At 34.0% G+C, this 15,525-nt stretch carries 16 protein-coding genes; 10 read left to right on the top strand and 6 right to left on the bottom strand.

What is annotated here, in order from left to right; genetic code table 11:
• From QV06_RS11785 to QV06_RS11585, 5 genes are all read left to right on the top strand, one after another.
• The coding region (locus QV06_RS11785) for a hypothetical protein (protein WP_065237945.1) at positions 1-422 on the top strand (422 nt) is incomplete at its 5' end.
• Between the two features lie 141 nt (positions 423-563).
• A complete protein-coding gene (locus QV06_RS09635; RefSeq protein WP_065237944.1) occupies positions 564-1,334 on the top strand; it encodes a serine/threonine-protein kinase in 771 nt (256 codons plus the stop codon).
• Positions 1,331-2,047, top strand: a complete 717-nt coding sequence (locus tag QV06_RS09630) for a PP2C family protein-serine/threonine phosphatase (RefSeq protein WP_065237943.1) — start codon at positions 1,331-1,333, stop codon at positions 2,045-2,047. The genes QV06_RS09635 and QV06_RS09630 overlap by 4 nt, the downstream gene beginning before the upstream one ends.
• Positions 2,048-2,166: 119 nt before the next feature.
• Positions 2,167-2,592, top strand: coding sequence for a selenium binding protein (locus QV06_RS09625; RefSeq protein WP_065237942.1), 426 nt, complete (start codon positions 2,167-2,169; stop codon positions 2,590-2,592).
• Between the two features lie 974 nt (positions 2,593-3,566).
• Positions 3,567-4,283: an antA/AntB antirepressor family protein gene (locus QV06_RS11585; protein WP_245174280.1), complete on the top strand. Its 717-nt coding sequence runs from the start codon at positions 3,567-3,569 to the stop codon at positions 4,281-4,283.
• A gap of 41 nt (positions 4,284-4,324) precedes the next feature.
• Here the strand turns inward: QV06_RS11585 and QV06_RS09610 are convergent, their stop codons facing one another.
• Positions 4,325-4,756, bottom strand: coding sequence for a hypothetical protein (locus tag QV06_RS09610; protein WP_065237940.1), 432 nt, complete (start codon positions 4,754-4,756; stop codon positions 4,325-4,327).
• Between the two features lie 343 nt (positions 4,757-5,099).
• On the opposite strand from QV06_RS09610, the gene QV06_RS11580 reads away from it, so the two are divergent.
• From QV06_RS11580 to QV06_RS09595, 3 genes are all read left to right on the top strand, one after another.
• Positions 5,100-5,618, top strand: coding sequence for a DUF4760 domain-containing protein (locus QV06_RS11580; RefSeq protein ID WP_082985085.1), 519 nt, complete (start codon positions 5,100-5,102; stop codon positions 5,616-5,618).
• Positions 5,619-5,874: 256 nt separating this feature from the next.
• Positions 5,875-6,510 (top strand): KilA-N domain-containing protein, encoded by a 636-nt coding sequence (locus QV06_RS12010; RefSeq protein ID WP_065237939.1) that lies wholly within the window; start codon positions 5,875-5,877, stop codon positions 6,508-6,510.
• Positions 6,511-6,698: 188 nt separating this feature from the next.
• A complete protein-coding gene (locus tag QV06_RS09595; RefSeq protein ID WP_065234565.1) occupies positions 6,699-6,890 on the top strand; it encodes a helix-turn-helix transcriptional regulator in 192 nt (63 codons plus the stop codon).
• Here QV06_RS09595 and QV06_RS11575 read toward each other — a convergent pair.
• The 4 genes from QV06_RS11575 to QV06_RS09580 form a co-directional block, all read right to left on the bottom strand.
• On the bottom strand, positions 6,887-7,558 hold the full coding sequence (locus tag QV06_RS11575; protein ID WP_082985084.1) for a tyrosine-type recombinase/integrase: 672 nt from the start codon (positions 7,556-7,558) through the stop codon (positions 6,887-6,889). The two genes, QV06_RS09595 and QV06_RS11575, sit on opposite strands and share 4 nt — an antisense overlap.
• Positions 7,559-7,621: 63 nt before the next feature.
• Positions 7,622-8,095, bottom strand: coding sequence for an integrase arm-type DNA-binding domain-containing protein (locus tag QV06_RS11570; RefSeq protein ID WP_167348605.1), 474 nt, complete (start codon positions 8,093-8,095; stop codon positions 7,622-7,624).
• Between the two features lie 690 nt (positions 8,096-8,785).
• On the bottom strand, positions 8,786-9,067 hold the full coding sequence (locus tag QV06_RS09585) for a hypothetical protein (RefSeq protein WP_065237938.1): 282 nt from the start codon (positions 9,065-9,067) through the stop codon (positions 8,786-8,788).
• A gap of 356 nt (positions 9,068-9,423) precedes the next feature.
• Entirely contained in the window at positions 9,424-11,694 is a 2,271-nt protein-coding gene (locus QV06_RS09580) for an NADP-dependent malic enzyme (RefSeq protein ID WP_065237937.1), read from the bottom strand.
• 385 nt (positions 11,695-12,079) lie between these two features.
• On the opposite strand from QV06_RS09580, the gene rsuA reads away from it, so the two are divergent.
• Positions 12,080-12,784, top strand: a complete 705-nt coding sequence (gene rsuA / locus QV06_RS09575) for a 16S rRNA pseudouridine(516) synthase RsuA (RefSeq protein ID WP_065237948.1) — start codon at positions 12,080-12,082, stop codon at positions 12,782-12,784.
• An 18-nt stretch (positions 12,785-12,802) separates the two neighbouring features.
• Positions 12,803-13,996, top strand: coding sequence for a Bcr/CflA family multidrug efflux MFS transporter (locus QV06_RS09570; protein ID WP_065237936.1), 1,194 nt, complete (start codon positions 12,803-12,805; stop codon positions 13,994-13,996).
• Between the two features lie 423 nt (positions 13,997-14,419).
• On the opposite strand, the gene QV06_RS09565 is transcribed toward QV06_RS09570, so the two are convergent.
• Positions 14,420-15,436 (bottom strand): YeiH family protein, encoded by a 1,017-nt coding sequence (locus tag QV06_RS09565; RefSeq protein ID WP_065237935.1) that lies wholly within the window; start codon positions 15,434-15,436, stop codon positions 14,420-14,422.
• Between the last annotated feature and the right edge of the window lie 89 nt (positions 15,437-15,525).

Genomic DNA, 15,525 nt, shown 5'->3' with positions numbered 1-15,525 from the left:
ACTATCTTTCTATTTACTATCAAGGTAAAGATGGGCAGCCCTTACAAGGCGGACATAATATGATACAAGCAATTATGGGGTGTACAGGGGTTCAAGCCTTATCCAAACAGTTAATTGCGGGTAAATATATTGCACCTGAATTAACAAATAAATATATAGGATTAATGCTACAAAAAGTGCTTCGCTTAAAACAAGATGGTTCAGATACTTACAATTTCCAAATTCTCTGCCCGTTTATCATTAAAACACGCAAAACCCTATCTGAACATATTGAGAATAAACCCGCTGAACGTATTGATTGGCTTGTTGCTCATACCAAAGATCGAGATGAACGAACAAAACAGCAACCACAATCAACACCTACTCAAAATCAATCTTCTGGGCAACCTACTACTGATTTTGATGATGATATGCCTTTTTAACTCATCTAACTTCGAAATTTAGACAATTTTAGACGAACAGCCCTCGATTGAGGGCTTTTTTTTATAAAATAATATCTAAGTCCTATTTTTTGATATATATTGTTTGTTATCCTATATTTTTTATAACTAACATACTCCGCTATGGAAGAATTTGGAAATTATTATATTGAAACAATAGAGCATCTAGGTAGAGGCACATTTGGTACTGTTGATAAAGTAAGAGTTTATAATAAAACTAAGACACATTTGACAGAATATGCAAGAAAATTCTTTGAGCCACGATATGCAACACAAAGCGATTACGAAGAATATAAAGAAAGATTTAGACGAGAAATAACGTATCAATCTGACTGTTTTAATCGTAATATAGTACATGTATGTCTTTATAATTTAGCTATTGATAAACCGTGGTTTATTATGGAATTAGCGGAAGAATCTTTAAGCGATTTACTTGAGAAAAATGATTGTAAAGAAAAAGAATATGCTCTTACAAATAAAGAAAAAATTTTCATCCTTAAAGAAGTATTAAATGGGGTCAACTATCTTCATTCAAGAAATTTTTTACATAGAGATATCAAGCCTGAAAATATTTTAAAATTTAAAGATGGTAGATTTAAACTATCTGATTTTGGTCTAATTAAAAATCTAAAAGATAGTGGAACAAACCAGCTTACACAATTTGGGCAAGTAATGGGAACTAATAAATATATGGCACCAGAAATACAAAACGGTGCAGACTATACTATACAATCGGATATTTATGCGCTAGGCGTTGTAATAGAAGATTTAGAATTAGACGAAACCCTAGCAAATATCCATGCTAAATGTACTTTTAGACAACCAAAAAAAAGATATAATAACATTCAAGAAATTATCAAGGATATTAACACTTTAGAAGGAATAAATATATGATTACCCTATATTCAACATCTACGTTTTCCTTCTCAAAGGATAAGGTACAGATAAATCAAGATAGCTATCTAACCCCACAAAAATTTCATGACACTTATATTTTCGCTATTGCAGACGGCGTAGGAGGATACCTAGGAGGAGAAATCGCATCTAATCTTGCCATTTCTACTTTATGTGAAACCCACGATAAAATAAAAACAGTATTCACGAGAACATTAGAAAAGATAAAAGCCTTACCTCCTGAGTTAAAAAATGCTTCAACAACACTTACATTCGGTTATTTATCAGAAGAAGGTTTACATATTGGACACATTGGAGACTGCCGCTTATATATCAAACAAGGCAATAAGCTTCGTCAAAAGACAAAAGACCATACATCACATCAAAGATTATTAGATGAAGGTATTTATACAAAAAAAGAACTCAAAGAATTAAAAGGCAAAAGTATCATTACTACAGCTATTTCTACACAAGTCGAAATGAAATATGATGAAATTTTTATTCCTATTGATGAAATCAAAGATAAAAATGGTGAAATTTTTATCTATCTAATGTCCGATGGTGCACATCATTTCTGGGAACTTCGCCCACGATTCTCCGATAATACCATGAATAGTGTTACAAAATTCGCAGCCGCCTTACAAAAGAGAATCGAAAAAGCACCGATTGATGACTATTCATTAATAGCCGCACAATTTAAAATAGAAAAATAAAATTAAAAGTCTCTTATTATCATAATAAGGGGCTTTTGCATTTAACAGAAGAGATCTATCCAAAAACTAATTCCATAAGATATGGAAACAACATTCAACCAGATAATAGGTATTTATTTATGTATGAAGCTTATACAAGGCAATCTCTACCATCTAAACAATATCGAGAATTGTTAGGTAGTGCCATTTGTGTTTTTAATTCCAATAATGCATTTATCATAGAAAACATTCTAAGAGAAGATAATGGCAATCAATATAATTGGTTTGATTTAATAGATAAAACATCTGGATCACTATTAAAACCTATTCAAGAAACAATAACTGATAAGGCAGGTGATGAAATTGCAAATTTATTTAAACAATTGGTAAATATGAGAAATCGTATAATTCATAGCTTTCAGATAACAGATAAAGACAATGAACAAAAACTTGCTACTAAAGATAGAAGCCATAAACAATACATAATCACTGAAGAATTTCTATTAAAATTTATTAAAATGAATGAAGAATTAAGCGATAAATTACATGATTTTAGAGGATATTAAAAGTATATTTTTTCGTTATACTAACTAAAATCAATCATAAAAAATAGTTTTATAAAAACACAGATCTGTATATTTCAATGATCATGGCAAGAGAGCCAAATACAACACCGAAAGGAAATAAGCTCCTCCGACTAGTCTCGGTAGTTGAAGCCTACCTCCTTAGCTTAATACTTTATTTTCTAATAAAAATTTAGCCTATTTTTTCTTTTTCTTAATATTCTGTTGTATCTATACTCTAGTGTTTCTATTTTTTTCCAATATATACCTAAGTGTTTAAAATAAAACGGACCGAAAAAGACAATAATAGAACACATCAATACTTTATTATGAAAAAGCTCTATATATGATCCTTTAAATAAAGGAAACGTTTTTTCTAATTCTTCGTACGAGTATCCAAGCATAACCGTACAAAAAATTACTATCGAAGCAAATGGTAAGTACATACACATCAAAAAAACATAGCGATAAGGAATTTTGCGTTTAATTTTATTTTTAGGGATTAATTCTATAAGAGATAATAAACTTAAAAGAGCAGATACAATAATAACTAGTATCACAAATTGCATATTTATACCCCAATACAGATATCCAATAATCCCTAGAACTAATATAACTGCACTTATAATTACGCCATACTCAATACATTTTTTTATCATTTTAAAGTATCTCCATAGATAAGAATTGACAAATTAAAAACCACCGCCCTATAATAACTCCACTTTCAGCAAAATCTGAAAGTCGGGATTGGTCTCCTGAATATCTCAAAGGCGGTGAATGAAGTGGCTGCCTAAATGGTGGCTTTTTTTGTAGCCAAAAATCAGCAAATCTATCTTTTCCACAAAATTGAGGAAAAGTCCAAAAAGAACCTTTTACGGAAAATTCCGTAAAAGTCCAATGGTGGGCTGAATGGAAGTCCGAAAGGACGCCGTGAACCTTTGAGAGCGGTAAGACCAATTCTGTTCAGTTCACCACCAATGATTGGTCTCTGCGGTGGTGAGTATAACAACTTATCTCAAAGGACAATCAAAATGACAAATTCAAATCTAATTCCAGTCTTTAACGGTCAAATTGCAAATCAATCTGTACAACTCTGCAATGCTCGCTCTCTTCACGAATTTTTAGAAGTAAAAAATCGCTTTAATGACTGGATCAGCGACCGCATATCAGACTACGGCTTTCAACAAGACGAAGATTACATCATAGTAACCGAACGCACATTAGGCAGACCACGCAAAGAATATCACATTACCTTAAATATGGGCAAAGAACTCGCAATGGTCGAACGCAACAAAAAAGGGCGAATGGTTCGCAAATACTTCATCGAGTGCGAACGCAGAGCTTTACAACAACCAAAGCAACTCGCCCTACCTGAACCAGAAAAAACATTCACCCTAAATTGGACAGAAAGCGAGCTTAAACGATTAGCTTCATTTTGGTGTACCGCCTTTGAAATGCACCAAATGCTAAAACACATTGAACCAGGACTACATGCGATTGGTTCAAGTTTTGCCTCAACCGTTTATACTCAAGTTAGCGAATATCAATCTACACTTGACCTTATTCACGCACGGCTTCAAGTTGATATTGACCCTTTGCAATATACCGAACCAGAAAATAGACACTGGCAATATTGCCTAAATACTATCAACAGATACAAGCCAAAATCGCAATTACACAAATACAACTTTTAATTTTAACCTAGCCCTCAATAGAGGGCTTTTTTATAACAAGATTACTTTAAGAGTTGATCAATATATGATTTTACAAATACCGCACTACTGAAATAGAGCTTTTTAAGCTTTTCTTCATTTGGTTGAGAACCCTCAACACCATATAAATATGGGCATGTGATGTAGTGTATATCATAGTCTTTTTTATAGGAATTAATTGCATCATGAGTTTCACCTTTAGTTCGACACGCAGTAACAATAATATCGCATTTTTTCTTGATTAAAGTTTGGATATTTTGGGAAATTGTTTCTTTGTAATCTCCATCAGTAGTGATGCCTAACTTAATTCCATTATAATCAAAGCACTCAAGCTTATCTTTATTAGAGAAATTATTAGGATTTTTACTATGATCAAAAAAATTAATTAGCTCATTTAAAGAATTTGTTTTGCCATTATTTGCTGCGCCATAAAAACCAATAATCACTTTTTTCATAATAAAGCCCTCTTTGTTAAGTCGATAGATTAAAGTTTGATCGCAATAATCATATCAAGAAATAAAGAGGGTTTCATTATGGATATTGACACTCACCGCTCTATCGTATTAAGATAACCGCACTTAATTGATTAGTGACAGTAATCATTTTGTTCTTTTGGAAAAATTTAGACCATAGAAAATAGCTTGCCAAGTGAACTTGAGCAGGCTTTTTTAGTCTAAGAATTAAATTAAATAGGAGTAGCAAAATGAAAAAATTTAACTTAATGGAAGGTTGGGGCGGTTTCTACCTTGGTGAAAGCTGGGATGATGGTAACGACTGCGGCGAAGGCTGGGAAGTTTAATGGAACAACTCTTGCAGTTTCTGCATGAATTAGATTTGAATACAATAGTTGGGCTAGGTACTTGTTTCTTTACTGGATATCTAGCCTTTTTTGCGTGGTCTCAACTTAAAGAACTCCGTAAACAGCACAAACAGAAATCTACGATTGAGCTTCTTATCAGCAACAATAGCAATGAATACTATCGAAAGCGTAGAAAAGCATATATGGCAATGCGCGATAGTGGTATGAATTTTACTGTTCTTGCTTGTGCCTTAAATGATAAAAATGCAACAAAAGAACAAAAACGACAAAATTTTATTGTTTTAGATATTCTCAATGCTATTGAATTTATCTGTGTTGGAATAAAAGAAAATTTGTTTGATGAAGCAGTGTACAAACGAATGAGTAAAAGTAGCGTAATCAAAGATTGGAATACATTAAAGCCCTATATTATGGAGTTGCGTCGTATCAATAATAACAATAATAAGCTATTTTGTGAATTTGAATGGCTTGCAGAAAAATGGATAAATGAGAAATAAAACTTTCAGGATTTGACAACCCCAAATTTTTATACTACTATCTGCCACAAGGTGTCAGAACCTTTTTCAAACGGCGGTAGTAAACGGATCGCCAAAGTGCGGTCTTTTTTTATGCCGAAATCTCGTTAAGTCGAGAGGGCGACTAATACAATACCTTCGGGGAATACGTCCACCTTTACCGTTTGAAAGGTTCTGAACCTCTCGGCACCAGTGTCAGAACTGGTAACTTTCAGAAAAGCAAACGGAGACAGTCAAAATGACTACACAATTATCAATTCTAAAAACCTCTATCCGCACTTTAGACAACCTTTATTCACTTACAGACCTACATAAAGCCAGTGGTGGAGATGAGAAACATAAGCCAGTTTTATTTCTACGCTTAGATCAAACTAAAGATCTAATTTCAGAAATCCAAAATGACAAAGTACATATCTGTACTTTGCCTGTAAAAACGGTTCGTGGTGGAAGAAACCCTAGCACCTATGCTTGCAAAGAGCTAGTTATCGCTTACGCTGCTTGGATAAGCCCAGCTTTTCATTTAGTTGTATTACGAGCTTTCTTAAACCAAATTGAAAGTAAACAACAACCTTTACCTCTAGCAGAAGCCGAAGCAGATGAAGAAGCAATCCGTATTATTGCCAATCTCTACCACTCGCTTAACGGCGCATATGAAATGGGCGTTAAAATCCGCAAAGAATATCCACATCTTGGCAGAGATATAGATAAATTTATTGGTGGGCATTACCTCTACAACCTCAATATGCCAACTGAAAACGCCTTAGAACGAGCCAGAAAATATGTTCAAGCCAAAAGTGAACGCATTATGTTCATTAAAGGAATGTTAAGCCTACTTGATGAACAGCCACAGCCTAAGCGATTAGTGAATTTTTAATGAAACAACCATAACCAAATGAAGCCTAACCTAGCAAGTTAGGCTTTTTTATTTTTAAAGAGGTAAACAATGACAAAACATGCTAAACAATATCAGTGGCATAGCACTGCAAAACGTGACTATCCGAAGCTAGACGGGTTATATCGAGTGAGAATTCTTGAATGGCATGATGGCTGGGAGGATTAAGTATGAAATACATAAGAACGAAAGATGTTTATACAAAACTAGGCATTGGACGAACAACTCTTTTTGATTGGACTAATCCAAAATCACCAAGATATATACCGCGTTTTCCAAAGCCAATCACGATTAATGGCTCAAAACTTTATATAGAAGAGGAAATTGAATCATTTATGCAGACATTAGCAGCAAAACGTTAAATTTCAAACCCACACATTTCCACATAATCACCCCACATTTGCATTACAGCAACACGTTCTTCCATATAATCATGCCGGTTATAAACTTTTTCAAGTTTATTTCTTATATCGTGAGCAAGAACGGTTTCAGCTACATTAGTATCAACGCCTTGTTGCGCAAGATATGTACGTACTAATGCCCTCATCCCGTGAGCGGTTAATTTATCTTTATAGCCATTTCGCTTTAAAGCAACATTAACCGTTTCACTATTCATCGGTTTATTACCATCGCTTCTGCTATAAAATACATACTTTGAGCTATTCTTAAAAGATAACATCTGTTCAAGCACTGATAAAGCTTGACGGGACAATGGCACACTATGAGGTCTTTTATATCCTAATCTTCCCTTCATTTTTTCTGCGGGTATATGCCAGACTTTATTATCAAAATCAATCTCGGTCCATTCAACTGATACCGCCTCCGCTGGTCTAACAGCGGTTAATAACTGCCAATATATCAAATACAAAGTTCTCGCTTGAATTGGAGAGTTTTTAATATCAGTAATAAATGATTGCAATTCATGCGGTTCAATTGTTGGATTATTCTTTGCTGTTTTGATATGAAATGATTTTTTAGCTTTATGGCAATTATGCATCTCAATAATTCCCATATTTTCTGCAAAATCCATAATACTAACTACAGTTCGCAATACTTTTTCAATGACTGATGTTAATCCAGCTTTTGCTACTGGTTACAATACATCCACAAGTAATTTGGCATTAACATTGCTAATCGGTACATTGCCAATTTTAGGTAAAATATATTTTTGCAAACGCCGCCAATCATCAAACATCGTCTTTGACATAACTTTTTTAGCTTTAAAGTTTACCTTCCATGTTTCTGCGATTTTTTCAAAAGTATTTAAATGAGCACTTATTCGTTCCTGCTCTAAATTTTTTAGATAACCTTGTGGGTCAATATTCTGATCTAATAACGCTCTATACTTATCTCGTAATAGCCTAGCATCTTGTAACGACATTGCTGGCCAAATACCAAGAGATATATCGGTACGTCGTTTTGTATAAGGCTTATAATAATTAAAACGCCAACGTTTAGATGCTGAGCTTATTTCAAGATACAAACCTCCACCATCTCTTAATGGACTATTTTCAGGAGTAGCTGCCTTTACAGCTGTTGCTGTTAACGGTTTAATTACTTTTGCCACAAAATCACCTACCAAATCACATACCAAAATGATTGTATAGCATTGTATAATTTTGGATTATTTTAAACAAGAAATAAGTATAACTTATTGTATTTTAAAATAATTTTTAGATAAAATTAAACCAATTTAAACTCAAACGAACACGATATAGGAGGCGGTACACGTCTCCACATAATAATATATTTTCTATAAAATTAATTAATTTATTATTGTTACAAATTTTTCTACTTGGTGGCTGTTCGGTGGCTGTTATTACAAAATTTTTTATCTATTTTTTTGCCTAATTTTGGTGGCTGTTTTGGTGGCTGTTTGTGACATTTTGCTTAGTCACTTTTTCTAAATACCATTCAGATAGCTTTAACTGTAATCAATTTTTACATTTCTTTTCACGTAAAACTAGATTTTCTTATATCTATCAACTACATAAATCAATCTAATATCATACCTCGCTTAAAAATCGCTGAAAAAATGTGAAATTAACTGAAATTTTACAAAATGATCTTTTTTACTTATTCCAGTAATACCAACCCTTTAACCGATCTTTTTTCTGTTGCTTAACTGAAAAATTAGAAAAATTTTTCCTAAAATCCGCAGGTGAGCGAGTGAATTTTTCGTGACGCATACTTTGACGTGATTATATTTATCGTAATAAAAAAGAGGGCTTTACCCTCTTTTTTTTAATCTTCACGCTTAGATACTCTCTTTCTTCTCTTTTTCCTTTTCTAAGTGTTCTCTTTCCGCTATTTTTTTCAACAGATCCTCTATTAGATTTTTTCTTTGTTCTAATAGTTTGGCTAAGTCATTCCAAATACCCGTTGGAATTTTTCTGCCTCCTGATAACCAATATCTAACCCGCCTAGGATCAGACAACCCTAGATCATTTGATAAATTTGTTTGCCACTGCTCACCATATAGCGCTTTACCGATCAATTTCAATTCATCTATGCCAAAATCTTTATCTTTGTATTCCATATTTTACCCCTTAAAATTTATTCCTAATTATAGGAACAATATAAAGTAAATACAACATTCTTCAAAATAAAAATATATAAATCTGATTTTCCAAAATCGGTAAAAATTGGAGTTTCTACTCTTTTGTAAAGCAAGAAATAGAAGGTTATATGGAGAATTTGGTAAAACAAAGGTGGGTTAATTTATAGCAATCATTATTAAACATTTAACTCACAACAGCTAAAAAATGCAAAAATAGAAGATGTAGTAGATAAAAAAGTGGTTAATAATCTTTATAAATAATGATTAGCAACCACTTTGTCTACTACACTTTTATATATAAAAATATCTTTTACTAATTACTCTAAATGCTCAGTTTATTTCTTCTGTGCTTGTACAGCTGCAACTGCCACCATATTGATAATACGGCGAACAGAAGATACTGGGGTAAGAATATGTGCTGATTTTTTCAAGCCCATCAACATCGGTCCCACTGTAATCGCTGTTGTCGTTGCACGTAATAAGTTATAGCTAATACGAGCAGATTCCATACTTGGCATAATTAACAAGTTCGCAGCACCTTTAATTGGGCTATCTGGCATAATGTTTTTACGCAAGTTTTCTGAAAGTGCAATATCACCATGCATTTCACCATCAATAATTAAATCTGGACGGCATGCCTTCACTAACTCAAGCATTTTACGCATTTTCACTGCATTTTCGCTATCAGATGAGCCATAATTTGAGTTAGACAATAATGCAACTTGAGGTTCAATCCCAAAAGATTGGACTTCTTCTGCTGCCATTAAAGTAATCTCTGCCAATTCTTCTGCTGTTGGGTTTTCATTTACAAAAGTATCTGAAATAAACACATTACCTGTTGGTAATACCAAGCTATTTACAGTCGCTAAAGTATGCACCCCATCCGCAACACCGATGACATCTCGTAATGTTTGAAGATGTTCACGATAGGAGCCAACTAAACCACAAATAATTGCATCCGCTTCACCACGCTGTACCAAAATAGAAGCAATCGCTGTTCTATCTGTAATTAAGCGGTGTTTTGCAAGAGATGGTGTTACCCCTTTACGTTTCATAATTTCATAATAAGCCTGCCAACATTCTGTATAACGGCTATCTTGCTCATTATTCACAACATCAAAATCTTTGCCTGCTTCGATCTTAAGCCCTAAATTTTTGATTCGTTGTTCAATCACGCTTGGACGACCAATCAAAATCGGATAAGCAATACCTGAGCTACTGATTTCTTGTACTGCGTGCAAGACGCGTGGTTCTTCACCATCTGTCAAAATCACACGTTTTTTATCTAATTTTGCTTGTGCAAAGACTGGTTTCATAAATAAGTTAGTCTTATACACAAATTGTGTAAGTTGATCGATATAAGCATTGAAATCAGTAATTGGTTTTTGTGCAACGCCAGTATCCATTGCTGCTTTTGCTACGGCCGGAGCAATTTTCACAATTAAACGAGGATCAAATGGTTTTGGAATAATATATTCTGCACCAAACGATACTTCACTTTCGCCATAAGCAGAAGAAACCACATCACTTTGTTCTGCAAGAGCTAAATCAGCTATCGCACGAACTGCTGCCAATTTCATTTCTTCATTAATCGTTGTTGCGTGAACATCTAACGCACCACGGAAAATAAATGGGAAACAAAGTACATTATTAACTTGGTTCGGAAAATCAGAACGTCCTGTACAAATAATTGCATCTGGACGAGCCGCTTTAGCAACTGGTGGTAAAATTTCTGGCACTGGGTTAGCTAATGCTAAAATTAATGGGGTATCTGCCATCGTTTTCACCATCTCTGGTGTTAATACGCCTGCTTTAGAACAACCTAAGAAAATATCTGCCCCTGGTAAAGCATCCGCTAAAGTACGTGCACCATTATCATCAATTGCATAAACTTGTTTGGTTTCATCAATATGATCACCACGTCCTTTATACACAACGCCTTTAGAGTCACAGATAGTAATATTTTTACGTTCTATCCCTAATGCCACCATTAAATTTAAACAAGCAATCGCTGAAGCTCCCGCCCCAGATGCTACTACTTTCACTTTCTTAATATCTTTATTTACAACACGTAATCCATTTAATACTGCTGCGGCACAGATAATAGCTGTACCGTGTTGGTCATCATGGAACACAGGAATTTTCATCCGTTCACGTAATTTTTTCTCAATATAGAAACACTCTGGTGCTTTAATATCTTCAAGGTTAATTCCACCAAAAGTTGGTTCTAATGAAGCGATAATATCGATTAATTTGTCAGGATCGGTCTCATTGATTTCAATATCAAACACATCAATTCCGGCAAATTTTTTGAACAATACGCCCTTTCCTTCCATAACAGGCTTACCGGCTAATGCACCAATATTTCCTAATCCTAATACAGCTGTACCATTTGAAATCACGGCAACTAAATTACCACGAGAGGTATATTTATAAGCATTCGCAGGATCTTTTTCGATCTCTAAACAAGGTTCTGCTACCCCTGGTGAATAAGCCAGTGCGAGATCTTGTTGAGTTGCAAGTGATTTAGTTGGTGTAACTTCGATTTTCCCAGGAATTGGAAATTGATGGAAATCCAAGGCTGCTTGGCGTAATTTTTCGTCCATAATCTATCCTTAATCTATCATATAAAAAATGATTAATGTGCAAGAGGTTTACCGCTTTACTTATCGTGAAAGGAATAAGAGAAGTTGAGGGCAATCCACCGCTGTGTTCTAACAGGCTCTAATAAAAATCATCAAAGTCTATTTATATTCCATTAATTTACTTGCTGACATCCACTCATATTGTTTGAGCCAGAAAATGGATTTTATTGTTGGAGCAATGCTCCGTACCCTAAAAAATGAGAGAACTCATTAAAAATCCATCCTTTATTATAGTTTCGTTTTTCAGGAAAGCTGTGAGCTATGCCACATTTTGCAAATAATGTTAGAATAATTACTCCAATTTTTTCTGTAACTTAAACAAGAATCCTAGTAATAAACATAAATGATGAAACAACGATTAGATAAATTTTTATCCGAATACACTGGACTTTCTCGTTCTCAAGCAACCAAAGCATTACGACAAAACTTAGTTAAAGTGAACAATACGCTAGTTAAAGACGGTGCTTTAAAAGTTTCAACTGATGATCTGATTGAATTTGATGGAGAAACATTAAATTGGGTTGCAGGAAATCAGTATTTTGTTTTGTATAAACCTGAGGGGTATATCTGTTCACAAGATGATGGTGACTATCCAACGGTTTATCAATTTTTTGATTATCCACTCTCTAATCGCTTACATACTGCTGGTCGATTAGATGTTGATACAACTGGGTTAGTATTATTAACAGATGATGGTCAATGGTCACACCGAATTACATCACCCAAGCATCATTGTGAAAAAACTTATTTAGTAACATTAGCCGATCCGATCGAAGATTTTTATCTAGAACAATGTCAGCAAGGCATTCTGTTAAAAGGAGAAAAACAGCTAACTAAGCCAGCACAAATTGAAATAATCAATGATTACAATTTGAATTTAACCTTAATTGAGGGTAAATATCATCAGGTTAAGCGTATGTTTGCTGCCCTAGGAAATAAAGTGGTTGCGTTACATCGTTGGCGTGTTGGGCAAATTATCTTAGATGAAGACCTCGCAGAAGGTGAATATCGTTCTTTAACTCACGAGGAAGTTCAATCATTCTTAGAATAACAATAACAAGAGGTTTAAATGGGAAATAAAAAAGTAAGAATTAACTTTATCTTTGTATTAATTTTAGGACTATTGTCCATGATGCCACCACTCGGCATTGATATGTACCTTCCAGCATTTTTAAATATCACTAAAGATTTAAACATACCATCTAGTCAAGTCCAATATACTTTAACTATGTTCACTCTCGGAATGGGAGTTGGACAATTAGTCTGGGGACCTATTGCTGATAGTGTTGGACGTAAACCAATTATTCTTTTTGGTTTAATGATTAGTACCATTGCTGCATTAGGGCTAACCCAAATTAATAATATCCATCATTTTATTTGGTTACGCTTATTACAAGGTTTCTTCGCAGCTGCACCTGTGGTTGTCCTTGGTGCACTACTACGTGATCTATTTAGTAAAAATGATTTTTCTAAAATGATGTCTTTAGTCACTCTAGTGCTAATGATTGCTCCATTGTTAGCTCCGATTATTGGTGGATATATCGTGCAGTATTTCCATTGGCATACGATTTTTTATTTATTAGTAGTGGTTGGAATTACCAGTGGTTCGTTATTTGCATGGCGAATTCCAGAAACTTTAGATCAAGAAAAACGTCAAGCTTTCTCTTTAAGAAATATCTTACGTCAATTCTGGAGTGTATTAAGAATCAAAGAAGTGATCGGTTATTTAATTGTTTCTACATTTTCTTTTGCCGGTTTATTCGCTTTCCTCACTTCCGGTTCACTCGTATATATCGATATTTATGGGGTAAAAGTACAAAACTTCGGTTATTTCTTTATGATGAATATTGCGGTTATGGCTACATTTACTGTAATTAATGGCAAAATTGTCGGCAAAGTAGGTGCTGAACGTATGCTGCAATTTGGCTTAGGTATGCAAGCTGCCGCAGGGCTGTGGTTATTCATTGTAGCAGTTTGTGACCTTGGATTCTGGCCTATGGCACTTGGAATTTCTTGGTTTATTGGAATGAATTCTACTATTGGTGCTAATTCAGCTGCATTAATTTTAGAAAAATTCCCGAGGACGGCTGGTACCGCAAATTCAGTACTAGGTACTTTACGTTTTGGCGGAGGTGCAGTTGTGGGATCACTACTCGCTTTAGTGCCAGTAACTAGCGCTATTCCGATGTTAGCAACAATGATTGTCTGTGTATCTGTTGCTGTCTTCGGTTATTGGCTATTTACTTATCGTAATCTCAAATAAATATTATCTATCTAGCAATACAGGTGTTTCTGTATTGCTATTATCCTATAACATCTACTCTAATTAGCTTTCCATACTAAATTTTCACCAATTTGATGATCCATTATTCAAATTTGGAGGACATTTTTCTATCCACACAACCTGTGGATAACTTTGTGGAATACTTTTATTAATTTTCTGTGAGTCCTTGTAGGATAAGGGATTATATTAGTCACAATTAAAATTGTTTGCAAAATAGCATTTCTTTTAAAATCAATAAGTTATATAAAATCCAGTAAAGATTATATTTTTCGCTAAAAAAATAAATAAAAAAAAACTTGACAAAAATAAGTCTGTGCAAAACTTACTATTTTTCAAGCTTTTTCTATTTTTTCTTTTTGTTAACAATTAAAAATAATGGAGCATTTTTTGCCCCATTTTTGTTTACTTAAACAACAACTGACTAATCAAATTAATTAAAAAGCCACCTATCGATAGCCAGAAGAAAACAATTAAACCAAGAATAAGTGGTTTTGCTCCTGCTTTTTTAATTGCATCAATATGTGTTGTTAATCCTAATGCAGACATCGCCATCATTAATAAAATCGTATCCAACTCGACCAGCCAATGAGTAATGATTTCAGACACAATCGGGAAAGAATTAATCACAGCAACAATAATGAACCAAACAGCAAACCATGGAATATTAATTTTTCTGGTTTGTGTATCTGATGATGATTCTCGACTTAAAAAATAAGAAAGGCCTAATAAAAACGGGGCTAACATCATGACACGAATCATTTTAGTAATTACAGCACTATCTGCTATTTGGCTATTAATATTCTGCCCTGCTGCATAAACTTGAGCGACTTCATGTACTGTTGATCCAATATAAATTCCAAACTGATACTCACTAATAAATTGATTAAGCCAAGTATGGAATATAGGATACGTAAACATCGCTATTGTGCCAAAAATTACTACCGTAGCTATTGCAACTGAAACTTTATGCGATTGAGCTTTTACCACTGGTTCAGCCGCCATTACTGCAGCTGCTCCACAAATACTTGCCCCAGTCGCACACAATAATGTTGTTTCTCTATCAATTTTTAACCATTTCATTCCTAACCAACAGGCAATCAAAAATGTTGACAGCAACATTACAGCATCCGTAGCAATCGCATTCATCCCAACCGAATCAATTTGTTGAAAAGTAATCCGAAAACCATACAGAATAATGCCTGTACGCAATAAAATTCCTTTGGAGAAATTTACCCCTGTTTGGGAAATCTCTGCTATCTTTGGATAAACCGTGTTGCCAACCAACATACCAATTAAGATCGCAAAAGTTAATGCACTAATCCCTAATGATTTCCCAATCCCCAAATAAGTTAAAGTAAATGCAATAGCTGTTACTACACCAGCAAGTAAAACACCTGGTAACAAAGATTTTATTGTCATTTTTCATTTCTCTAATAAATTAATGTTATAAGAAATTATAAATCGTTATATACAAGAATTCTATTGTGGCGAACCGCAATGTTATCTGG

Source organism: Gallibacterium genomosp. 3, assembly GCF_001678475.1.
In the GTDB taxonomy this organism is placed as follows: domain Bacteria; phylum Pseudomonadota; class Gammaproteobacteria; order Enterobacterales; family Pasteurellaceae; genus Gallibacterium; species Gallibacterium faecale.
This window is presented reverse-complemented; position numbering and strand designations above follow the sequence as displayed.